The sequence below is a fragment of the Campylobacter devanensis genome, assembly GCF_002139915.1.
Lineage (GTDB): Bacteria > Campylobacterota > Campylobacteria > Campylobacterales > Campylobacteraceae > Campylobacter > Campylobacter devanensis.
Genome location: NZ_CP018788.1, coordinates 30167 through 50626, shown reverse-complemented (window position 1 = coordinate 50626; position 20460 = coordinate 30167). Strand labels below are relative to the sequence as shown.

Annotated in this window: 25 protein-coding genes; 13 read left to right on the top strand and 12 right to left on the bottom strand. The window is 34.2% G+C overall.

The window, feature by feature from the left end:
* Positions 1-149: 149 nt before the first annotated feature.
* Complete coding sequence (locus tag CIGN_RS08265) at positions 150-281, top strand: hypothetical protein (protein ID WP_257789251.1); 132 nt, start codon at positions 150-152, stop codon at positions 279-281.
* Positions 282-423: 142 nt separating this feature from the next.
* On the opposite strand, the gene CIGN_RS00275 is transcribed toward CIGN_RS08265, so the two are convergent.
* Both CIGN_RS00275 and leuC read right to left on the bottom strand, forming a co-directional pair.
* Complete coding sequence (locus CIGN_RS00275; protein ID WP_181892503.1) at positions 424-897, bottom strand: molybdenum cofactor guanylyltransferase; 474 nt, start codon at positions 895-897, stop codon at positions 424-426.
* The gene (gene leuC / locus CIGN_RS00270; RefSeq protein WP_086225196.1) at positions 897-2162 is read right to left on the bottom strand and encodes a 3-isopropylmalate dehydratase large subunit; all 1266 of its coding nucleotides are present in this window, start codon (positions 2160-2162) and stop codon (positions 897-899) included. Before leuC ends, CIGN_RS00275 begins: the two co-directional genes overlap by 1 nt.
* A 62-nt stretch (positions 2163-2224) precedes the next feature.
* Here leuC and CIGN_RS00265 point away from each other — a divergent pair, with 62 nt between their 5' ends.
* From CIGN_RS00265 to CIGN_RS00235, 7 genes are all read left to right on the top strand, one after another.
* The gene (locus tag CIGN_RS00265; protein ID WP_086303178.1) at positions 2225-3535 is read left to right on the top strand and encodes an NFACT RNA binding domain-containing protein; all 1311 of its coding nucleotides are present in this window, start codon (positions 2225-2227) and stop codon (positions 3533-3535) included.
* Between the two features lie 9 nt (positions 3536-3544).
* Entirely contained in the window at positions 3545-3766 is a 222-nt protein-coding gene (locus CIGN_RS00260) for a MoaD/ThiS family protein (RefSeq protein WP_086229665.1), read from the top strand.
* Position 3767: 1 nt separating this feature from the next.
* Complete coding sequence (locus tag CIGN_RS00255) at positions 3768-4202, top strand: molybdopterin synthase catalytic subunit (RefSeq protein WP_086225198.1); 435 nt, start codon at positions 3768-3770, stop codon at positions 4200-4202.
* Positions 4203-4226: 24 nt separating this feature from the next.
* Complete coding sequence (locus tag CIGN_RS00250) at positions 4227-5231, top strand: AI-2E family transporter (protein ID WP_236844757.1); 1005 nt, start codon at positions 4227-4229, stop codon at positions 5229-5231.
* A 276-nt stretch (positions 5232-5507) separates the two neighbouring features.
* Positions 5508-6914: an aspartate ammonia-lyase gene (gene aspA, locus CIGN_RS00245; RefSeq protein ID WP_086232593.1), complete on the top strand. Its 1407-nt coding sequence runs from the start codon at positions 5508-5510 to the stop codon at positions 6912-6914.
* A 64-nt stretch (positions 6915-6978) separates the two neighbouring features.
* Complete coding sequence (locus CIGN_RS00240; RefSeq protein WP_086225201.1) at positions 6979-8322, top strand: anaerobic C4-dicarboxylate transporter; 1344 nt, start codon at positions 6979-6981, stop codon at positions 8320-8322.
* A gap of 241 nt (positions 8323-8563) precedes the next feature.
* The gene (locus tag CIGN_RS00235; RefSeq protein ID WP_086301908.1) at positions 8564-9655 is read left to right on the top strand and encodes a polysaccharide pyruvyl transferase family protein; all 1092 of its coding nucleotides are present in this window, start codon (positions 8564-8566) and stop codon (positions 9653-9655) included.
* A 25-nt stretch (positions 9656-9680) separates the two neighbouring features.
* Here CIGN_RS00235 and ung read toward each other — a convergent pair whose 3' ends face one another.
* From ung to CIGN_RS00215, 4 genes are all read right to left on the bottom strand, one after another.
* Positions 9681-10358, bottom strand: a complete 678-nt coding sequence (gene ung, locus CIGN_RS00230) for a uracil-DNA glycosylase (RefSeq protein WP_086301907.1) — start codon at positions 10356-10358, stop codon at positions 9681-9683.
* Positions 10359-10388: 30 nt separating this feature from the next.
* Positions 10389-10742 (bottom strand): 50S ribosomal protein L20, encoded by a 354-nt coding sequence (gene rplT / locus CIGN_RS00225; RefSeq protein ID WP_086301906.1) that lies wholly within the window; start codon positions 10740-10742, stop codon positions 10389-10391.
* An 81-nt stretch (positions 10743-10823) separates the two neighbouring features.
* Positions 10824-11015, bottom strand: coding sequence for a 50S ribosomal protein L35 (gene rpmI, locus CIGN_RS00220; RefSeq protein WP_086301905.1), 192 nt, complete (start codon positions 11013-11015; stop codon positions 10824-10826).
* 65 nt (positions 11016-11080) lie between these two features.
* A complete protein-coding gene (locus CIGN_RS00215) occupies positions 11081-12046 on the bottom strand; it encodes a putative transporter (RefSeq protein WP_086290874.1) in 966 nt (321 codons plus the stop codon).
* Between the two features lie 136 nt (positions 12047-12182).
* Between CIGN_RS00215 and CIGN_RS00210 the strand changes: the two genes are divergently transcribed.
* Entirely contained in the window at positions 12183-13577 is a 1395-nt protein-coding gene (locus CIGN_RS00210; RefSeq protein ID WP_086225963.1) for an anaerobic C4-dicarboxylate transporter, read from the top strand.
* Positions 13578-13593: 16 nt separating this feature from the next.
* Here the strand turns inward: CIGN_RS00210 and CIGN_RS00205 are convergent, their stop codons facing one another.
* The 6 genes from CIGN_RS00205 to ribA form a co-directional block, all read right to left on the bottom strand.
* Complete coding sequence (locus CIGN_RS00205; protein WP_187692241.1) at positions 13594-14118, bottom strand: hypothetical protein; 525 nt, start codon at positions 14116-14118, stop codon at positions 13594-13596.
* A gap of 71 nt (positions 14119-14189) precedes the next feature.
* Entirely contained in the window at positions 14190-15053 is an 864-nt protein-coding gene (gene htpX, locus CIGN_RS00200) for a zinc metalloprotease HtpX (RefSeq protein WP_086301903.1), read from the bottom strand.
* Between the two features lies 1 nt (position 15054).
* A complete protein-coding gene (locus CIGN_RS00195; protein ID WP_086225210.1) occupies positions 15055-15366 on the bottom strand; it encodes a hypothetical protein in 312 nt (103 codons plus the stop codon).
* Positions 15363-15557 carry a hypothetical protein gene (locus tag CIGN_RS00190; RefSeq protein WP_086289567.1) on the bottom strand — a complete coding sequence of 65 codons (195 nt, stop codon included), beginning with the start codon at positions 15555-15557 and terminating at the stop codon, positions 15363-15365. The genes CIGN_RS00195 and CIGN_RS00190 overlap by 4 nt, the downstream gene beginning before the upstream one ends.
* Positions 15554-16093, bottom strand: a complete 540-nt coding sequence (rsmG, locus tag CIGN_RS00185) for a 16S rRNA (guanine(527)-N(7))-methyltransferase RsmG (protein ID WP_086301902.1) — start codon at positions 16091-16093, stop codon at positions 15554-15556. The genes CIGN_RS00190 and rsmG overlap by 4 nt, the downstream gene beginning before the upstream one ends.
* A complete protein-coding gene (gene ribA / locus CIGN_RS00180; protein WP_086301901.1) occupies positions 16090-16650 on the bottom strand; it encodes a GTP cyclohydrolase II in 561 nt (186 codons plus the stop codon). The genes rsmG and ribA overlap by 4 nt, the downstream gene beginning before the upstream one ends.
* Before the next feature lie 116 nt (positions 16651-16766).
* Between ribA and hemB the strand changes: the two genes are divergently transcribed.
* From hemB to hemN, 4 genes are read left to right on the top strand one after another with little or no spacing between them, the layout of a single operon-like run.
* Positions 16767-17747 carry a porphobilinogen synthase gene (gene hemB / locus CIGN_RS00175; RefSeq protein ID WP_086301900.1) on the top strand — a complete coding sequence of 327 codons (981 nt, stop codon included), beginning with the start codon at positions 16767-16769 and terminating at the stop codon, positions 17745-17747.
* Between the two features lie 2 nt (positions 17748-17749).
* Positions 17750-18679 carry an ornithine carbamoyltransferase gene (gene argF / locus CIGN_RS00170; protein ID WP_086301899.1) on the top strand — a complete coding sequence of 310 codons (930 nt, stop codon included), beginning with the start codon at positions 17750-17752 and terminating at the stop codon, positions 18677-18679.
* Positions 18672-19097, top strand: a complete 426-nt coding sequence (locus CIGN_RS00165) for a DUF2603 domain-containing protein (protein WP_086301898.1) — start codon at positions 18672-18674, stop codon at positions 19095-19097. The genes argF and CIGN_RS00165 overlap by 8 nt, the downstream gene beginning before the upstream one ends.
* A 2-nt stretch (positions 19098-19099) precedes the next feature.
* On the top strand, positions 19100-20455 hold the full coding sequence (hemN, locus tag CIGN_RS00160) for an oxygen-independent coproporphyrinogen III oxidase (protein WP_086296229.1): 1356 nt from the start codon (positions 19100-19102) through the stop codon (positions 20453-20455).
* The last annotated feature ends 5 nt before the right edge of the window (positions 20456-20460 follow it).

The following is a 20460-nucleotide window of genomic DNA, read 5'->3' as shown; positions in this document are numbered from 1 at the left end:
AAATTATAAATTTATATAAAACCCCTTAAAAAGTGGCTTAAACATATATATCAAGCTTTAAATATGTCCTAGAGTAATTTATCTCAATTCCATCAAAGCTACTTTGGCTAACTGGTTGGGCGGATTGGGTAGTTTGGGTATCAGTAAAGTTGCATGCTAATTTTTTGATAAACTATGGCAATGGAAGCTTTAGCGATGCAATGGGATTAATAAATTTAGCAAAAGAGCGAGTTAAGGAGTTTTTTGATATAGAGTTAAGATGTAAAGTGGTAATTCTTTAACTATATTTATGTTATATTAATTGGCATTTTTATACTTATTAAGTGCTTTAATTTAAGAGATGGATTAGCAATAGGTTAAATATTAGCTTCTTCATAATCGGTTTTAGTGTTTATATTGAAAAATTGCTTCAGATTCCCAAATTTAATACTCTCGCACTCGCAAATTTTTGCTAAATTTGCTAGGCGTAAATCGCCATTTTTTTATCATTTGTCTTGCTAACTTAGCCACACTTGGAGAGTAAAATCCGCATAAATAATGTATAAATTCACCATCGCTTGCTATGGCTATTTGAGACTTTTGTTTTGATAGTTCTTTAATAGTATCAATCTCAACAAATGGAGTATCTGCTGCTATTATAAATACTGGATCATTATAATATTTATCTAAATTTGCAATGACATAAATTGGAGCAAATTCGCTAAATTCATCTATTACAAGTGGTAATTTTGGATTAAATTTTTCCTGTTTGCTTGCAACCTTTACATTATCAAAATGCTTGCTTAAACGCTCAAATAAAAAATGCGTGATACTAGGCGCCCCGCAAAACTCTAGCAAAGTCTTATCAGTACCCATTCTAGAGCTTTTTCCACCAGCTAGTATCAACGCATTTTGCATTAGATATCTCTTGGATCTACGATTTTACCAGCAATTGCACTTGCTGCAGCGACAGCTGAATTTGCTAGATAAACTTCACTTGTACGATCGCCCATTCTGCCTACGAAGTTACGGTTAGTTGTGCTGATACATCTCTCCCCAGCGCCTAAAATTCCCATATATCCACCAAGACATGCACCACAAGTTGGATTACTTACTACTGCACCAGCTTCTACAAAGATATCCATTAAGCCCTCTTTTTGAGCTTGTAAGGCTATTTTTTGAGTAGCTGGAGTTATGATAAGCCTTGTATGTTTAGCTACTCTTTTGCCTTTTAAAATTTGAGCTGCTATTCTTAAATCGCTTAATCTACCATTGGTACAACTTCCAATAAATGCTTGATCAATCTTAATATCATCTTTTACAGCTTGACTTACGCTTTTACCATTGCTTGGAAGATATGGATATGCAATTACTGGTTCAAGTTTGCTAACATCGATTGTAATTATTTGGTCATAGTTTGCACCTTCATCGCTATAATGAAGTTTTGGCTCGCTTCTTAAATTTACTTTGCTCAAAAATTCTTTTGTGATATCGTCAACTGCGATTATGCCGCTTTTGCCGCCTGCTTCAATAGCCATATTGCAAAGGCTAAATCTACTATCCATATCTAGATACGCCATAGCATCACCAGTAAATTCAAGCGCCTTATAAAGCGCACCATCAACGCCAATCATTCTAATAACTTCTAAGATTAAATCCTTTCCATAGATATGATCGCCTGGTTTGCCTACAAACTCAACTTTTATCGTTGGTGGCACTTTAAACCAGTTTTTACCTGTTATCATTGCATATGCTAAATCAGTACTTCCCATACCAGTACTAAATGCACCAATAGCGCCATGCGTACAGGTATGAGAGTCAGCTCCAATGATAACATCACCTGGAACTACTAGACCTTTTTCAGGCATTAGCGCATGCTCAATACCCATATCTTTTTCATCAAAGAAATTTGGTAAATCATGCTCATAAGCAAAATCTCTGCTTATTTTAGCTTGATTGGCACTCATGATATCTTTTGCTGGGATATAGTGATCCATCACAATAGCAAAACCATTTGGATTGGCTAGTTTTTTAGCTCCACTTTCTTTAAAAGCTTTGATAGAAATTGGTGTAGTAATATCATTTCCAATTACCATATCAATGTTGCTCTCTACGATTTGACCAGCGCTTACTTTTTTGCCTACATGCTCGCTAAAAATTTTCTCAGTTATTGTTTGCTTCATACACTTCCTTTTTTAACCAAATTTGGGCCACATTGTAGCAAATTTTTGGTATAATCGTGCTTATGAAATACAAAATTTTAACCCAAATCTCAGAATTTTTGTCTAAATTTCGTAAAATTTCATCTATCAAAAGAATTGGTGATTTGATGATTGCTATTAGATTTGATGGTGATTATGAGCTGATATTTGATCTAAATAAAACATCTTCAGCTATATATAAAAGCGATCAAATTCAAATTAAAGAGTATAAGGCTCCATTTGATATTTTGCTTAAAAAGCGTCTAAACTCGGCTAAAATTTTAAGTATAAAAACTTTACCTAATAATAGAATTTTAGCTATTAAAGCATCTTTTTTAGGTTCATATAAAGAGCTTGTTAGTACGCTATATTTGGAGTTTACTGGGCGATTTACTAATGCGATTATCTGCGATGAAAATGGAGTAATCTTAGAGGCTTTACATCATTTTGATAATTCTACAAGAAGTATAAAAGTTGGTAAGGTTTTAACCTTGCTTGAAGGGATAGAGATAAAAGAAAAACCAAGCCAAATTATAGAGAATTTTGATGAGTATTTTCAAGATGAATTTGCCAAAATTTCTTTAAAAAATTTAGAGCAGATCAAAGCAAACAAGATAGCAAATATCAATAAAAAAATTGAGATTTTAAACTCAAATTTAAATACACTCCAAACAAGCTATGAGCTTAATAATAGGGCAAATGAGCTAAACCAAAAAGCAAATTTAATAATTGCAAATTTGCATAATTTAAATGATTATGATAGAGATTTAAAGCTTATGGATTATAGTGGCAATATTATTCAAATTACTATTGATTCTTCGCCAAAAATTGCAGCAAATGAGATGTTTAAATTTAGTAAAAAATTAAGACAAAAAGCACAAAATATAGAGATTCAAAAAGAAAATTTGCTAACAAAATTAGAATTTCTAAACTCTCTTAAAAATGCTATAAACACAAGCTGTGATGCAAATGAAATTGAGATTTTATCTCCTAAAAAGCAAGGACAAAAAAGCGAAGCTAAATTTAACGATTTGGTAGAAAATTTCTATATCAATGGATATAAAATAAGCCTTGGTAAAAGTCAAAAAGGAAATGAGTTTTTGCTAAAAAATGCCAAAAAAGATGATTTTTGGTTTCATTTAAAAGATAGGACTAGCGCACATGTTATTGTTAAATCTAATAAGCTAAATTTAAACGAGGAAATTACGCTATTTGCGGCCAAGCTTTGTGTTCAATTTAGCACTAAATCTAGCGGTAGCTATGAGGTTGATTATACTAAAAGACAAAATGTAAAAATCCAAAATGGTGCCTTTGTAAATTATGTAAATTATAAAACTATAGTTATTAAAATTTAAAGGAAAAATATGATAAAAGTGGAGTTTTTAGGACCAATTGGACTTGATGCAATGGAGCTTGAAGTTGCAAACTTAAAAGAGCTTAAGGAAATTTTAGCCCAAAATGAACAAGCATCAAAATGGCTAGAATTATGCGCTGTAGCAATCAATGATGAAATTGCAAGTGATATAAATACTAAGCTAAATGATGGTGATAGAATCTGTATTTTACCACCAGTTTGTGGAGGTTAAGATGGAAATTTATGATGGCAATCTAGACGCAAATGAAATAACTAGCCGATGGTATAGCGATAATAAGCTTAAAAATTATGGAGCTATTATGAGTTTTGTAGGCGTGGTAAGAGATGAGGGCGGTATAAGTGGGCTTAGTTTTGATCTATATGAACCGATTTTAAAAGCGTGGTTTAATAAGTGGCAAGAAAGAGCAAAATCACAAAATGCTATAATCTTAATGGCGCATAGCAGGGGAGATGTAGCAGTGCATGAAAGCAGCTTTATAGCTGGAGTTTGTAGCCCACAAAGAAAAGTAGCACTTAAACTAATAAATGAATTTGTTGAAGATTTTAAGGCAAATGCACCAATTTGGAAGTATGATTTAATTAACAATGAGCGAATTTATGCTCTTAAACGAAGTCAAAAACTTCAAAATGCTGGAATTTTAGCATAAACATCGATATTATAAGGAATAAATTTGAGATATAATCTAGTAGCAATTGCTAGTTTTGTAATTATTATTGGCGGGCTAAGCCTAGCTAGTTCGATTGTAGTGCCATTTTTGCTCGCAGTTTTTATAGCAATTATTGCTTTTCCGGCTCTTGAATTGATGAGTAAAGTGCATATTAATCGCTTTTTTGCATTTATCATTTTAATTGGTATTTGCGGTAGTGGACTTTGGGTTTTAGGTAATGTTATTGCTACGGCTTTATTAGGTTTTAGTGCTGATTTGCCGCTTTATAAAGCTAAAATTGATATATTTATGGATAATCTAGTAATATATTTAAAAACTAACGCAAATATCGATATAAGTAATAATATATTAAGCTTTATAAATATAGACAAGCTCTTAGCAACTACTTCAAATTTATTAGTTCAAACAGGTGGGATAGTTACGCAATCTTTTTTAGTATTTTTGCTTTTAGCATTTATTTTATTTGAAGCGCAGATTTTTAAAGACAAGGTCGAGTACTTTGCCTCCAAAAATCCTATAGCTTTAGATATTGCTAGTACATTTATATCAAATTTAAAACATTACCTAGCTATTAAAACCGTTTCATCAATTGCTACAGGAGTGATTGTGTGGGGATTTTTAATATTTTTTGATGTACCACACGCCTCTCTTTGGGCGATTTTGGCTTGTATTTTAAACTATATCCCCACAATAGGATCTATTATTGCAGCAGTTCCTGCTATTTTAGTTAGTTTAGCTGTGAATGATTTGAGCGCAACCTTGTGGCTTACTTTAATATATTTGGTTGTAAATATCGCTATTGGGAACTTTATCGAGCCTAGATTTCTTGGCAAAGGACTTGGTATTTCTACTCTAGTAGTGATTTTAAGCTTACTATTTTGGGGGTTTGTTTTTGGCATTGGCGGAATGTTTTTAGCTGTACCACTAACAATGAGTATAAAAATTGCTCTAGATGCAAATCCAAATACTAAATTTATCTCAATCTTACTAAGCAATAAAGTAAAATAAGCTATAAATTTAAACAAGATCTTACTTAACAAGTCCCAAATTCTCATTTTTTGGGACTAAATTTCAATATAAATCAAATTAAAATAAAATTAAACATCAATTATAATATAATATTTTAAAAAAAAATAATACTCTTTTAAAAGCCCAAAAATCCATAATCGCCAAATTTTAATCCCCGTAAATTCGACATTTGGAGGTCTTTTTTGAAATTTTCAAAATATATTAAGTAATAAGGTAATAGAATCTTAATTGAAATATTTATCAAAGGAGATAAAAATGGGTACAAGAAAAGAACACGATTTTATCGGTGAATTAGAAATTAGCGATGATGTTTATTACGGCGTCCAAACATTTAGAGCCGTTGAAAACTTCAACATATCTCACGACAGATTAAAAAACTTCCCTAGATTTGTGCGCGCTATCACAAGAGTTAAAAAAGCAGCCGCAATGGCAAACCGAGAATTAGGTCTTTTGGATCAAGAAAAAGAAGGTGCTATCATCGCAGCTTGCGACAAAATTCTAGCTGGTGGATACTATGATCAATTTGTAGTAGATATGATCCAAGGTGGTGCTGGTACTTCAACCAACATGAACGCAAACGAAGTTATAGCCAATATCGCTTTAGAGCATTTAGGCCACAAAAAAGGTGAATATCAATTCCTTCATCCAAATGACCATGTAAACTTAAGCCAAAGTACAAACGATGCATACCCAACTGCACTTCATCTAGCTTTACATGATTATTTAACAGACCTAGCTACAGCTATGGGTTATCTAAAAAAATCATATGAGAGAAAAGCTGAAGAATTTAAAAATGTATTAAAAATGGGTAGAACTCAACTTCAAGATGCGGTGCCTATGACTTTAGGCCGTGAGTTTAAAACATTTGCCGTAATGATAGGCGAAGATATTGAGAGAATTCTAGAAGTTAGAAAACTTGTATTAGAAGTCAATTTAGGCGGTACCGCTATCGGTACAGGTATCAACTCTCACCCAGATTATCCAAAAGTAGTAGAGAAAAAATTAAGAGAAGTTACAGGCCATGAGTATAAAGTAGCCGAAGACTTGATAGAAGCTACACAAGATACAGGCGTATATGTCCAAATTTCTGGTGTTTTAAAAAGGGTAGCTACTAAATTATCAAAAGTTTGTAATGACTTAAGACTTCTAAGCTCAGGTCCAAAATGTGGCTTAAATGAGATAAATTTACCAAAAATGCAACCAGGTAGCTCTATCATGCCAGGCAAGGTAAATCCTGTAATCCCTGAAGTGGTAAATCAAGTTTGCTACTCTGTAATCGGCTCTGATGTTACTGTTACATTCGCTTGCGAAGGTGGTCAATTACAATTAAATGTCTTTGAACCAGTTGTAGCATATAGTCTATTTAACTCAATTATCATGCTTGAAAAAGCTATGAAAACTCTAGCTGACAAATGTATAGATGGAATCACAGCTAATGAAAAAATTTGTAGCGATTTTGTCTATAACTCTATTGGTATTGTTACAGCTTTCAACCCATATATCGGCTACGAAAAATCAGCTAGCATAGCCAAAGAAGCCCTACAAACAGGTAAAAGCGTAGCAGATATCTGCTTAGAGCGTGGCTATCTAACCAAAGAAGAGATTGATAAAATCTTAACACCTGCTAATATGCTTAATCCGCATATGGGTGAAAATAAATAATCTAAATTTCGTGTTAAAATTTGCTAAGAGTTGATCTCTTAGCAAGCCAAATAAAGGAGAATCTATGGATTTTGTATTGATTTTACAAATCATTGTCTTGCTAGGCGCTATCTTTGTAGGTATTCGCCTCGGTGGTATCGGTATCGGTTACGCCGGTGGTATCGGTGTTGTTATTCTAGGTTTATGTCTAGGTATGAAACCAGGAACTATTCCTTGGGATGTTATCTTAATTATTATGTCAGTTATCGCAGCGATTTCAGCTATGCAACTTGCTGGCGGATTAGACTACTTAGTCCAAATAGCTGAGAGAATTTTACGCTCAAATCCTAAATATATCAACTTCCTAGCTCCAACTGTTACATACTTTTTGACAATTTTAGCAGGTACAGGCCATACAGCATTTTCTATGATTCCAGTTATTGTTGAAGTTGCTAAAGAGCAAAATATCAAACCATCAGCTCCACTATCAATTGCAGTTGTATCTAGCCAAATAGCTATCACAGCTAGCCCTGTTAGTGCGGCCGTCGTCTATATGACAGGCGTATTAGAGCCACTTGGTTGGAGCTATCCAACTCTAATTGGATTATGGTTAGTAACTACATTTGCTGGTTGTATGCTTACAGCTTTAATTATTACACTATTTGCTAATCTTGATTTAAGCAAAGATCCAGTATATAAAGAACGTCTAGCTCAAGGTCTAGTAAAACCATCAACTGGCGTTCAAAATAAAGAGCTTAAACCAGGCGCTAAACTATCTGTTGCTATCTTTTTAATCGGTGTTTTACTAGTTGTTCTATATGCTACTGCTATCTCAAAAGTCGGCGGCAAACCGGTTCTTATAGAAAATGTCGTTGTCCCTAGAGATGCTGCTATTATGAGCTTTATGCTAGGCGTGGCTACATTTATTACAATCTTTTGTAAAATTGAAGTTGGTAAAGTAGCCGATACAAGCGTATTTAAATCAGGTATGGTAGCGTGCGTTTGTGTTCTTGGTGTGGCGTGGCTTGGTAATACATTTGTTGGTGGCTATACAGAAGAGATTAAAACTCTAGCTGGTGATTGGGTTAAGGCTGTTCCATCACTACTTGCTGTTATATTCTTCTTTGCGGCTATGCTTCTATACTCTCAAGCAGCAACCGCTAAGGCTATCACTCCAGTGGTTATAGCAGCCCTTGGTATCAGCGCAGCTAATCCAGGCGATGCATATATGCTAGTTGCGTCTTTTGCTGCTGTTTCGGCTCTATTTGTATTGCCTACATATCCTACACTTCTTGGCGCAGTTCAAATGGACGATACAGGCTCTACAAGACTTGGTAAATATGTATTTAACCATGCTTTCTTAATCCCTGGCATTTTAGCCATTGCTTTTTCTGTGGCATTTGGCTTTATCGCTTCTGCTATAATCTAACACCTAATCTACTCCAAGCAGCTACTTGGAGTAGATTTTCCTTTAACTATTTTTACTAATTATAAAATAATTCAAATTTTATAACATATAGCCTAAATATCTACAAACCCTGATCAGAAATAAATTTGATTATCCCTTACATTATAAATTAACACAATAAGCATAGTAATCTATTTCGAATTTGTGCAATAATATTTTTATTATGCTATAATATCGCTTATTATACTAAAAAGGTAAAAAGATGTTTTATAAGAAATATAAAGAAAAAATTAAGAATATTGAAAATATTCTTATATCTAAGCAAGAAATTGATTATGACAGCTCAATATTATCGCTTAGAGAGCTTATTACCCCCCCCCACAACTTTCAAGCAAATTTAATTGATAAAAATAATTTTTTATTATTTTCCTATGAATCCCATTTGCCTAAACTTAATTTTGCAAATTTAGGAGATTATATCCAAACAATTGCTACCAAAAATGCATTAAAAAGCATTTTTTCAAATATAAATTTCTTATTTCATGATAGAGATACATTAACTAGCTATTATCAAAAAGATAAAATTACACCAGTTGTAATGCAAGGCTGGTTCTCTCATTCTAAATATTTTATTCCTAATAATAATACTTTACCAATCTTTGTTGGAACACATTTTACACCAGTAATATATAATTTTATGCAAAAATTTATAAGCTTCTATCCTTGGTTTTTTAAAGATAAACAGATAGGTTGTAGAGATTTTGAAACATTACGATTTTGTCAAACAATGGGACTTGATTCATATTTATCACGCTGTTTGACACTAACACTACCTAAACGAGATGAAAATATAGCAGGTGATACTATATATTTTGTAGGAATTTCTAAAGATATACTAACATATATACCAGATAAATTAAAAAATAGTGCCGAACATATTAATCAACAAGAAGCTTCTTTCGAAGTAGATGGATCTTTGGATTGGAAAAACTTATATAGAAAAACTGAGGATCTACTACAAACTTATAAAAATAAGGCAAAATTAATAGTTACATCTGCTTTGCATTGTGCTGCGCCTTGCACTGCGATGGGTATTCCTGTGGTATTAATAGCTAAAAACCAAGAGAATATTAATCGTTTTTCTGCTATTAAAGGCATTATTCCGATTTATACCTATGATGATTTGAAAAATAATCGCATCAATTTCAATCCAAAAAGCTTAAATATTGAAGATTTAAAACAATACATGTTGCAAAATCTTAAGCTAAGCACTCTAAAGGAAATGGGTGAAAAAATTGATGAAAATGAACTAATGCAAATTAGACATAATATCCAATACTACAAAGCATATTAATAGCTTTTTAACTAAAGATTTTTATTTAGCTAAGCCAGTCAATTAAGGCTTTGCCATGGGATAACAAATAAGCATTGCACTGACTAAAATGCCGTGAGCCAAAAAACGCACCACGAGCAAGCGGGCTAGGATGTGCGGCTTTTAAAATCATATGACGATTTGAATCGATAAGCGAAGCAAGATTTTTAGCGTAATTACCCCAAAGCATAAATACGCAGTGGTCAAATTTAGCATTTATAACACGAATAACACCAGTAGTAAAGATTTGCCAGCCAATTTTAGAGTGTGAAGCAGGGCGATTTTGTTCTACTGTTAGGGCAGTGTTTAAAAGCAAAACACCTTGATTTGCCCAACTAGTTAAATCACTGCTTCTACTAGTAAATATATCGCAATCTAAATCATCAAAAAGCTCTTTAAATATATTTTTCAAACTTGGCGGTGTTTTTATATTATTTGGAGTGCTAAAAGCTAATCCCATCGCTTCACCAGCATTATGATATGGATCTTGACCGATAATTATAACCTTTAAATCACTTGGTTTGCATAAATTAAATGCATTAAAAATAAGCTCTTTTGGTGGATAAATCGTAGCGGTTTGTGAGTTTAAAAATTTAATTATATTAGCGAAATTTTGGCTATTTAGCTCATCTTTTAAAAGCTCTTGCCAACTAGGGTCTAAATAAGAGATTAAATCTAAATACATTAAAAAGCCTAGCATAAAGCTAGGCAAATATTATAAAGCTTTTTTAACCTCTGCTACAATGCTAGCAAATGCCACTGCATCATTCATAGCTAGGTTTGCCAAAACTTTTCTATCTAATTCGATGTTTGCTTTTTTAAGACCATTTATAAATCTTGAGTAGCTAATATCGTTTAATCTACACGCTGCATTAATGCGGATGATCCATAATCTACGGAAATCACGCTTTTTAGCGCGTCTATCACGATACGCATATACTAAACTTCTTTCTAACTGCTCTTTAGCTTTTCTAAAATGTTTATGTCTAGCACTATAAAAACCACGAGCTAGTTTTAGAACTTTTTTGTGTCTGCGGCGTCTTACAACACCAGTTTTAACTCTTGCCATATTTATCCTTTACAAATTGGCGTCCAAATTTGGAACTTGCCCCATAAAAGGGAGGTTAGAATGACTTAAATTGTCAAAAACTCATATACAAAGCATTTTTTTCACAGCTGAGACATTTGTGCTATCTACATATTGAGATTGTCTTAGGTCTCTTTTGCGCTTAGGTGACATTTTGGTTAAGATATGGCTTCTAAATGCGGAGCCTCTTTTTATCTTATTTTTGCCAACTTTAAAGCGTTTAGCTGCACCACGAATAGATTTCATCTTTGGCATACGCTTTTCCTTTACTTTAAGATAAGCTCGGATTATATCAAATTTGAATTTAAAACTATATAAAACTAGCCAAATTTAATATTTTTCTCAAATTCATCAAGCCTTTTATGTATGCTTCTAAGCTCTGTAATCGTCGTCCAATTATCTATAAATACGCTAAAACTACTGCGAACTTGGTCAAATGCGTTGCTAACTTGGATTAAAACTCCAAGCGTTATAACTCCGCTAAATAGCCCATTTCCCATAATTATAAATGGCACAATAACCATAAATTGCGAAAATGAAATAAGCCAAACATTGAAATATCCATAGTGTAAAAATAGCCTATAATAGTTAAATCTAAGCCCAGTAAATAGCCCCAATACACTCTCAAAACTCGCATAATTTACCTTATCATCTTCAGCATAAACTAGCTCTTTTCTAAAAGCCGCTTCGCTCTTTTGGATATTGTATTCTAACTTTGGTAGCTTTATACCTACAAACCAAGATATTATAAGCCCACCTACACTAACAGCTAAGGCTATCCATACTAAGGATCCGGGAATTTCTTTTAAATATGGTAGATCCACTCCACTGCTAAGTCCCCATAAAACTGGGATAAATGCTATTAATATCATTATAGCTTTTAATATCTGCAAGCCCAAAGTTTCAGTAATCTTAGCAAATCTATAAACATCTTCTTGTATCCTTTGGCTAGAGCCTTCTATATCGTGCTTACACTCTCTCCATCTATTTAGATAGCCAAAAGTCATAGCCTCTCGCCACCTAAAAACCCAATGGCTAGCAAAAAATGTCGTAATAGTAGCGATAATCACATAAGGCATCGCAATTAATAAAAATCTATAAATTTGCTCCCAAAACTCATCCACGCTATGATCTTTGACATTTTGCATAATATCGTAAAAATCTTTATACCAATCATTAATTGCTACATTTAATCTAGTTTGAAAAATCAAAGATACAATAATCACAAAAAGCCCACCATAAGCCCAAAAAGCCCATTTTTTACTCTTAAAAAAGCTTGAAAACATATATTTGCCTTAGATAAAATAGCTCGATTATACAAAATAATTTTTAATTTTAAATTTACGCATAAAAATTTAAGTCAGATATAATTTTTTAAAAGATAAAATTGCTTTTAAATTTATTACAAAGAAAGGAGAATAGATGGAGTTTTTAACACAATTAAGCGATGGCAAACAATTTGCTATTCAGCTTTTGGTTGTTTTGATTTGTCTATTTTATGGTGCTAGAAAGGGCGGTATAGCTCTTGGCTTGCTTGGCGGTGTTGGTATGTTCGTGCTTACATTTGGTTTTGATGTGGCTCCTGGCAAACCGGCTATTGATGTTATTTTTACTATTTTATGCGTGGTTGTAGCTAGTGCGACCTTGCTTGCTAGTGGCGGTCTTGATGTAATGCTTCAAATTGCTGAAAGAATCCTAAGGAGAAATCCTAAATTCTTAACAATCCTAGCCCCATTTGTAACTGCGTTTTTGACAATTCTATGCGGGACTGGACATGTGGTTTATACAATGATGCCAATTATCTATGATATCGCTATCAAAAATGGAATTCGCCCAGAGCGACCTATGGCCGCAGCATCAGTTAGCTCGCAAATGGGTATCATCGCAAGTCCTGTGAGCGTGGCGGTGGTATCTTTGACTGCTATGTTATTAGCTCCTGGTGTTAAGCATTTAGAGGGCTTTGATGGATATTTGAATTTACTTGCGATCACCGTGCCATCAACCTTGATAGGTGTTTTAGCCGTTGGGATTTATAGCTGGTTTAGAGGTAAAGATCTAGATAAAGATGAAGAGTTCCAAACTAAAATTCACAATGACCCTGAATTTAAAAAATATGTCTATGGCGACTCTAAAACACTTTTAGATGTCAAACTCCCTACGATAGAGTGGGTTGCTATGTGGATATTCTTAGGTGCGATCGCTATTGTGGCTATCCTTGGTGCCTTCCCTGAGCTTCGCCCTGCATTTGATAATGGCAAAGGTGTGATGAAACCGATGAGTATGGTATCTGTAATTCAAATATTTATGCTAATTACTGGCGCAATCCTTATAATAGTAACTAAGGTAAAAGCAGGCGAAATCGCTCAAAACGCAATCTTTAGATCTGGTATGATAGCTATTGTAGCGGTATTTGGTATATCTTGGATGGCTAATACAATGTTTAGCGTTCATACTCCGATGCTTAAAGAATCATTAGGTGGTATAGTTCAGCTATATCCATGGACCTATGCTATTATGCTACTTTTGATATCTAAATTTGTAAATTCACAAGCTGCGGCTTTGGCGGCGTTTGTGCCATTAGCTTTGGGTATCGGGGTTGATCCTGCTATTATCGTGGCGTTTGCTCCGGCTTGTTATGGATATTATATCCTTCCTACATATCCAAGCGACCTTGCTACGATACAATTTGACCGCTCAGGCACAACAAAAATAGGCAAATATGTAATCAACCATAGCTTCATTATTCCAGGCTTGCTTGGGGTATTTGTATCTTGTGTATTTGGTTATATCTTTACTACTTTTGCAGGATATCTATAATTCAAATCAGCTAGGATCAACCTAGCTGATCTATGATCTTTATAATATTTTTTATATTCTCTTTAGCGCTTTCATAGCTGATATTTAAAGGTGTTTTTAAATTCGCAATTATAGTATCAGAGTCTGTGTAAATATATAAACTCAAATAACCATCTTGGATATAATATGAGCTTTTAAATCCTAGCAAATTCTCATTAATCTCTATATTTTTGCTGATTTTGCCACTGATTAAAAGACCATAAAATATAATTTCATCGCTATTTTTCACACAGATATCACGCGCATCAAAACCATTTAAGCTAAATAGTCCAAACTCACTAACATCGCCATTAAAATGGTTATTAATACGAGATAAATTTGGCTGATTTAAGCCTAATTCTTTGATTAGCTCATCTCTTAGCCTCTCTTTTAAACCTAGCTCAAATTCAGCAAAAAATTTAAATTTAAACCAAAAATATATCCAAAGACCGGCTAAAAATCCACCGATTAAAGCCAAAAAAGGATCAAAAAACCAAAGCACCAAAGTAATTACAAAATCCACAAAAGCCGCTAAAATCAAGATCCAAATAAGCTTATATCTTATAGATTTTCGCTCTTTTTCTAAATTCTCCATCAGCTATTAAAATACCTTTTAGCTGGGTTTTGATAGCTTAACTCTCTTAGTCTCTCCACTCTTTGCTTGGTTGTGGGATGAGTGCGAAAGAGATTAGATATCCCACTTGCGATACCGCCACTAAATGGACTTATAATAAACATATGAGCGGTTTGTTCATTGGCATTTTTCACTACGCCACGCTGATTGCTACTCTCTAATTTCAATAGAGCGTTTGCTAGGTCATTAGCGCTAGTTATCGAAGCTGAAAATCTATCTGCTTCAAACTCTCTTGAGCGTGATATACTCATCTGGATTATGGTAGCAGCTAGTGGCATTATGATAGCTAGAGCAATCATCAAAATGGGGTTTTGGCGATTTTGATTGCTTCCTAGCATAGCACCAAATTGAGCGAAATTCGCCAAAATAGCAATCGCCCCAGCAAAGATAGCTGCGATAGAGCCTGTTAAGATATCATAGTGCCTTATGTGGCCTAGCTCGTGAGCGATAACTGCTGCTATCTCATCATCATTTAGTGTATCGAGCAATCCAGTAGTTAGAGCCACAGCGGCATTGGCTGGATTTCTACCAGTAGCAAATGCATTAGGGACAGAGTCGCTAATTATATATAGCTTTGGTAGTTCTAATCCAGCTTTAAAACAGAGCTTTTTAGTCATATGATATAATGGATGTGAGCTATTAAGCTCTTGGGCGTTATATCGCTTTAAAATCAGCTTATCACTATAAAAATAGCTGAAAAAATTCATAGCTACAGCGATACAAAATGCTATCATCATCCCGCCAACTCCGCCTATCATACCACCGATAAAGACAAAAAGTAACATAAGAGCTACCATAAAAAATACAGTCTTAAAAATCTCCATCTTACCCCCTTATTGCTCCAAGATAGATAACTGCATCAATCTGTTTTTTAGCTGCTTTTTCTAGCTCATTATCGCTATTAATTATTAAGGCAATTTTGCTATCAAATAGATAATTATTGGCTAATTTTTGTAGTTTTTTAGCTAGCTTTATAGTATCGCATACGATAAATTTAACTCCATTAGCATTAGCAATTAACGCCTCTTTAATATTAGAAACTACAATAAAATTACACTTTGAGTTTAAATTTTTTGGCTCAAATTTAGATAAAAACACTGGCTCATAAGCTATTAAATCACTACCAATTATAATCATTTTAGACACTCCTTACAGATATATTTTCCATCTTTTAATACGCTATCTTTAAGCTCTATAAATGTATTACACTTGCTGCACTCGACAAAGCTTTCACCACTATCACTAGGCTTTTTACTCCTAAATTTAGGAATTATAAAATAGTAAATTACCCCTATAATCAAAACAAATATTATGATTTTAGCTATCATTTTAACCCCTTTAATACTACATAATTTCGCTCATTTTGGCAATAAATTTGCTTATCACATTTTAACTCTTCAATCTCAAATTTCGCATTTGAGCCTTTGTATAGTAAAAATGTCGTATTCTCATCATAAAATCCTTGGCAAATTTCGATCAAATCAGCCGTTTTCATTAATGCCCTAGATGTGATTAAATCAGCTTTAATCCTTTTGGAATTTTCTAATTTTTGGCTATGTATAGTGATATTTTGAAGTTTCAAATGCCCACTCGCATAGGATAAAAAGCTTGATTTTTTCGCAATTGGCTCATATAGATGAAACTCGCACTCTCTTAAAATCATAGCCAAAAATATCGCTGGAAATCCTGCCCCACTGCCTACATCCACACAAACATTAGGCTCAAAGCCTAGAAATTTAATCGGTTCTATGCTATCAAGGGCTACTGGCTTGATATCTTTATAATTTGTTAGATTGTGAATTTTATTAAACTTCTTTAAAATTTCATCAAATTTGGCTACGGTTTGCCAAAATTCATCACTCATAGCATATGTCCCATCTGCTCTTTTTTGATATTTAGATAATCTTTATTATACTTATTTGGCGCTATTTGGATTGGAATTCGGCTTATGATTTTGGTTTTTATGCTTGTGAGCTTTAACGGATTATTTGTTAGTAAATTCACCCCCTTAATCCCAAAATCATTTAAGATAAAATCAACCATCTCATATGTCCTCTCATCAGCCTTAAATCCTAGCTGATGATTTGCCTCTATAGTATCAAGGCCGGTGTCTTGTAAGGCGTAGGCATTGACTTTGTTTAATAATCCGATATTTCTACCTTCTTGACGCAAGTAAATAACCATCCCGCCATTATCTGCGATATATTTCAAAGCCGCTTCTAGCTGCTCGCCACAATCGCACTTTTTACTCCCTAAAGTATCACCCGTTAGGCACTCGGAGTGAATTCTAAGGTTTATTATCTCGCCTAAATTTTGGCTAAATATTGCCATATGTTCTTTGTGATTTTCTTTATATGCTTTGATTTTGAAATTGCCAAATTTAGTTGGTAAATTTGCTATTTTAGATATCTCTATATTCACTTTTTTCCTTCTGTTTTTGTTCTATTGTATCATTTGCGATTAAATTTAAACAAAATCAATTATCTTTAATTAACTTAAATTCTGCTATAATCACTAAATTTTCGGGAGAATTAATAATGTTTAAAAGATATAGAAGATTAAGATTAAATGAGCCTTTGCGTGATATGCTAACAGAAAATAGATTATCTATTAGTGATTTTATATATCCGCTTTTTGTAGTTGAGGGCAAGGGGATTAAAAATGAGATAAGCTCGATGCCTGGCGTATTTCAGATGAGTTTAGATGAGATTTTAAAAGAGTGCGATGAGATCATAAATTTAGGGATAAAATCTATAATTTTATTTGGAATTCCAAGCTTAAAAGATAGCATAGGTAGCGATGCTTTGGATGAAAATGGGATAATTGCTAGATCCGTTAGGGCTATTAAAGAGAAATTCAAAGATCTTATAGTTATTACTGATTTGTGCTTTTGCGAATACACAGATCACGGACATTGCGGGATTTTGGATCATAAATGCGGCAGCGTAGATAATGACGCTACCCTTGAAATATCGGCCAAACAAGCTCTCATCCACGCCAAAGCTGGCGCTGATATGATAGCACCTAGTGGAATGATGGATGGGATAATTTATACTTTGCGTAAGGCATTAGATGAAAATGGATATATGAATTTACCTATTATGTCCTATTCTACCAAATTCGCTTCAGCATATTATGGGCCGTTTCGTGATTTAGCGCAAAGCACCCCAAGCTTTGGTGATAGGAAAAGCTATCAAATGAATCCCGCTAATAGACTTGAAGCTATTAATGAGAGCTTAGAAGATGAGGCTCAAGGCGCTGATATTTTGATGGTTAAACCGGCTTTGGCGTATTTAGATATCATAAGAGATATAAAAGAGCGAACGAATTTACCACTTTGTGTATATAATGTGAGTGGAGAATACGCACTTTTAAAAGCTGGTGCTAAGGCGGGTGTTATAGACTATGATCGTGTGATGATGGAGACTATGATAGCATTCAAAAGAGCTGGAGCAGATCTAATCATCAGCTATCACGCCAAAGAAGTTGCTAAGATATTAAATTCAAACAAGGGATAGATATGAGACACTTTTTGACTCTAAATGATATAAGCAAGGATGAGATTTTAGATATCTTAAACATTGCCAAAGATATCAAAAAAGAGACCTTAAATAAAGAGTATAAACCATATTTAAAAGATCAATTTTTAGCTATGATTTTTGAAAAAAGCTCGACAAGGACTAGGGTGAGCTTTGAAGTTGGGATACAACAACTCGGCGGAAAAGCGCTGTTTTTAAGTAGTCGTGATATACAACTTGGCCGTGGTGAGCCTATCAAAGATACCGCTAGAGTGCTTGGAGGAATGGTAGATATGATTATGGCTAGGGTTTATAAACAAAGCGATTTGGTTGAGCTTGCTAAATTTAGCGGTGTGCCCGTGATAAATGGACTTAGCGATGATTTTCATCCTGTTCAATTGATGGCTGATTTGCTAACCTTAGATGAGCTTGGTCTAGATATCCAAAATATGAAAGTCGCATATATAGGTGATGGCAATAACATGACAAATTCATGGCTTATGGCTGCTTCTAAGCTTGGTTTTGAGCTTAGAATCGCTACACCAAAAGGCTATGAAGTCCCACAATGGGTAAAAAGCATAGCCTTAGAAAATGCCAAATCAAGTGGCGCTATAATCCAAATAAGCAATGACCCAAAAGAGGCTATAAGTGGCGTAGATGTCGTTACTACTGATACTTGGGTCTCTATGGGTCAAGAGGATGAAAAAGCGAAAAAAATCGCCGATTTCGCTGGATTTTGCGTAGATAAAAGTATGATGAGCCTAGCCAAAGATGGGGCTGTGTTTTTACACTGCTTGCCTGCTTATAGAGGATATGAGGTCAGCGAAGAAGTATTTGAGGCTCACGCTGATGAGATATTTAGAGAAGCTCACAATAGACTTCACGCACAAAAAGGCGTAATGGTCTGGTGCGATAGGATTAGATATGAATAATCATTTAGAAAATATTAGTCAAACTCTAGGCATTAGCAAAAGGCGTCGCACAACCTTTGAGCTAGAAGATCTGGATAATAACGAAATGAAGCTTAGCTACAAAGGCAAAGCGAATTTAAATACTCCATGGTTTGGTATGTATGGCGATAAGCCTTGCGCCCTAGTGCCTGCTGAACTATTTGAAGCGGTGATAAACGCACTAAAAAACGCACAAAAAGAGAATTTCGAGCTAAAGCTTGAGAGATCTATTTTACAAAATTTGCCAATTGATTTTGGTGATGTTTGGACTGTGGCGATAGAAGAGATTAAAAAAGCAAACTACAAAAAAGAGCCGAATTTAGATAGAGTTATAGCTAAAATCAAAAAAGAGCACCCAAATTTATTTTTGGATATGCGCTCACTTGTTAATAAGGAGTGATTATGGTAGATTTTGAAGCATTTGTGAAGTATTCTAAGCCAGGGCCAAGATATACTAGCTATCCTACGGCTTTGGAATTTAGCGATGAGTTTAGCTATGATGAGTATATCAAGAGATTAAAAGAGTGTGATAAGCCACTTTCGCTATACTTTCATCTACCATTTTGTCGCTCGGCGTGCTATTTTTGTGGTTGTAATGTGATATATACTAGCAAAAGCGATAAGATGAGTCGCTACTTGGATTATTTGGAGCGTGAGCTTGAAATTTTAGCTAGTATAGTAGATACCAATAGAGCAGTGATACAGATGCACTTTGGTGGTGGGACGCCTACATTTTATAGCGCTAGTGAGCTTGATAGGATTATAAAAGCTATTAAAAAACATTTTAAAAATTTCACAAATGATGCTGAAATAAGCTGTGAAATAGACCCAAGATTTATCAATGAAGATCAGCTAGAAGTCCTTAGAAAGCATGGGTTTAATAGAGTTAGCTTTGGGGTACAAGATTTTGACGAAAAGGTTCAAAAAGAGATCCATAGAATTCAGCCATTTAGCATAACTCAAAATGCTGTAAATTTGGCTAGAAAATATGGAATGTTAAGTGTAAATACCGATCTTATATATGGTTTGCCTTATCAGAGTTTAGAGAGTTTTAAACGCACTTTAGAGCTAGGAGTTAGTCTAAATCCTGATAGATTTGCTATCTTTAACTACGCTCATGTCCCATGGATCAAAAAAAGTATGAGAAAATTCGACGAAGCCACGCTACCAAGCCCAAAAACTAAGCTTGAAATTTTAAAATACACTATGGAATTTCTCACATCCAATGGATACAAAATGATAGGTATGGATCACTACGCTAAGCCTAGTGATGAGCTATTTGGTGCTTTAAAAAATGGCACACTTCATAGGAATTTTCAAGGATACACTACAAAAGGCGGAGCGCAACTCATTGGTATAGGGCTAACTAGTATCGGCGAGGGCGATGACTATTACGCTCAAAACTACAAAGATATGAGCGGCTATGAAGCTGCTATTGATGCTGGTAAATTGCCAAATTTCAAAGGCATAATGCTAAATGAAGAAGATAAGCTTAGAAAATTTGTGATTATGGAGCTGATGGCGAATTTCGCTCTTGATATTGGGTCTGTGGAGAGTAAATTTGGGATTGATTTCTTTAACCATTTTAAAGATGAATTAGATGAGCTAGGCGAGTTAAAGCAATTTATGAGTATCGATAGCCAAAAAATTGAGATAAACCAAACCGGAATGCTATTAATCCGTAATATCGCTATGTGCTTTGATGAGTATATGGCTAAATTTAAAGGCGTTAATAATAGCTTTTCAAAGACAGTTTAAAGGAG

What these genes read in the sequence shown, in the direction of transcription:
- CIGN_RS00275 (WP_181892503.1), bottom strand. Translation starts at nt 897, where the DNA reads ATGCAAAATGCGTTGATACTAGCTGGTGGAAAAAGCTCTAGAATGGGT.
- leuC (WP_086225196.1), bottom strand. Translation starts at nt 2,162, where the DNA reads ATGAAGCAAACAATAACTGAGAAAATTTTTAGCGAGCATGTAGGCAAA.
- CIGN_RS00265 (WP_086303178.1), top strand. Translation starts at nt 2,225, where the DNA reads ATGAAATACAAAATTTTAACCCAAATCTCAGAATTTTTGTCTAAATTT.
- CIGN_RS00260 (WP_086229665.1), top strand. Translation starts at nt 3,545, where the DNA reads ATGATAAAAGTGGAGTTTTTAGGACCAATTGGACTTGATGCAATGGAG.
- CIGN_RS00255 (WP_086225198.1), top strand. Translation starts at nt 3,768, where the DNA reads ATGGAAATTTATGATGGCAATCTAGACGCAAATGAAATAACTAGCCGA.
- aspA (WP_086232593.1), top strand. Translation starts at nt 5,508, where the DNA reads ATGGGTACAAGAAAAGAACACGATTTTATCGGTGAATTAGAAATTAGC.
- CIGN_RS00240 (WP_086225201.1), top strand. Translation starts at nt 6,979, where the DNA reads ATGGATTTTGTATTGATTTTACAAATCATTGTCTTGCTAGGCGCTATC.
- CIGN_RS00235 (WP_086301908.1), top strand. Translation starts at nt 8,564, where the DNA reads ATGTTTTATAAGAAATATAAAGAAAAAATTAAGAATATTGAAAATATT.
- ung (WP_086301907.1), bottom strand. Translation starts at nt 10,358, where the DNA reads ATGTATTTAGATTTAATCTCTTATTTAGACCCTAGTTGGCAAGAGCTT.
- rplT (WP_086301906.1), bottom strand. Translation starts at nt 10,742, where the DNA reads ATGGCAAGAGTTAAAACTGGTGTTGTAAGACGCCGCAGACACAAAAAA.
- rpmI (WP_086301905.1), bottom strand. Translation starts at nt 11,015, where the DNA reads ATGCCAAAGATGAAATCTATTCGTGGTGCAGCTAAACGCTTTAAAGTT.
- CIGN_RS00215 (WP_086290874.1), bottom strand. Translation starts at nt 12,046, where the DNA reads ATGTTTTCAAGCTTTTTTAAGAGTAAAAAATGGGCTTTTTGGGCTTAT.
- CIGN_RS00210 (WP_086225963.1), top strand. Translation starts at nt 12,183, where the DNA reads ATGGAGTTTTTAACACAATTAAGCGATGGCAAACAATTTGCTATTCAG.
- htpX (WP_086301903.1), bottom strand. Translation starts at nt 15,053, where the DNA reads ATGGAGATTTTTAAGACTGTATTTTTTATGGTAGCTCTTATGTTACTT.
- CIGN_RS00195 (WP_086225210.1), bottom strand. Translation starts at nt 15,366, where the DNA reads ATGATTATAATTGGTAGTGATTTAATAGCTTATGAGCCAGTGTTTTTA.
- CIGN_RS00190 (WP_086289567.1), bottom strand. Translation starts at nt 15,557, where the DNA reads ATGATAGCTAAAATCATAATATTTGTTTTGATTATAGGGGTAATTTAC.
- rsmG (WP_086301902.1), bottom strand. Translation starts at nt 16,093, where the DNA reads ATGAGTGATGAATTTTGGCAAACCGTAGCCAAATTTGATGAAATTTTA.
- hemB (WP_086301900.1), top strand. Translation starts at nt 16,767, where the DNA reads ATGTTTAAAAGATATAGAAGATTAAGATTAAATGAGCCTTTGCGTGAT.
- argF (WP_086301899.1), top strand. Translation starts at nt 17,750, where the DNA reads ATGAGACACTTTTTGACTCTAAATGATATAAGCAAGGATGAGATTTTA.
- CIGN_RS00165 (WP_086301898.1), top strand. Translation starts at nt 18,672, where the DNA reads ATGAATAATCATTTAGAAAATATTAGTCAAACTCTAGGCATTAGCAAA.
- hemN (WP_086296229.1), top strand. Translation starts at nt 19,100, where the DNA reads ATGGTAGATTTTGAAGCATTTGTGAAGTATTCTAAGCCAGGGCCAAGA.